This is a genomic window from Microbacterium sp. K35 (assembly GCF_004794375.1).
GTDB lineage: Bacteria > Actinomycetota > Actinomycetes > Actinomycetales > Microbacteriaceae > Microbacterium > Microbacterium sufflavum.
Genome location: NZ_SSDM01000186.1, coordinates 1 through 778, shown reverse-complemented (window position 1 = coordinate 778; position 778 = coordinate 1). Strand labels below are relative to the sequence as shown.

Here is a 778-nt window from a genome sequence, read left to right as displayed (position 1 = left end):
ACGGCGCCGCGGCCGACGTCGACCGCGGCGCCGTCCGGCTCGCGGCCAGGCTCGGGCTCACCCTGCTCGACGTCGAGCGGCCGGTGCAGCTCGCCCGGGCCTGCTGGATGCTGATCGAGGCGCGTGACGCCCTCACGCTCACCCGCGTGCGCAAGGTCGCGCAGTCGTTCGAGTACGCGGCGGACGACCTCGGCGACCTGCTCGGGCACCTCGCGGCGAATCTCGGCCTCGGCGTCGCGCTCATCGACGGCGCGGGGGTTCTGCGCGAAGCCGGGGGACACCTGGCCGATGCACTCCGCCACCGGATCCGCTTCGACGCGTGGACCGATGCCGCCCGGGCCGACGGCGACGCTGCGGCCTCGGTGCGCGTGGACAGTCCCGGCCGTTCCGGACTGCGGCTCGTGCTGTTCGGTCGCGGTCTCGGCGAGGCGCAGCTGCAGTCGCTCATCGTCGCCGCCGAGGTGGCGATGCCGGCCGTCGCCGCGCGGATCCTGATCGACGAGATCGCCGCGGTCAACGACGTCGCCGCATCGTCGGGGCTGCTGCGCGACTTCGTGGAGCTGCGCGGCACGGCCGACACCGACGTGGAGCGGCGGATGGCGGAGCGCGGGTGGCGCACCGGCGGGCATCACCTCGGTTTCCGCACGGTCGCGCGCGGCCGGCTCGACCCGCTCGCGCTGCTGCGCTCGATCAGCCCGGCCCTCAGCGCCATCGACGCCGAGGCGCACGCCACCACCGCGGGGCGCGGCGTCAGCGGCTGGCTGTCGTTCGCCGAGGC

The 778-nt window shown here is 75.7% G+C and carries 1 pseudogene; it reads left to right on the top strand.

Annotated features, from left to right (window positions below):
• Positions 1-778, top strand: a pseudogene (locus DW299_RS07240) (PucR family transcriptional regulator); the annotation flags it as partial.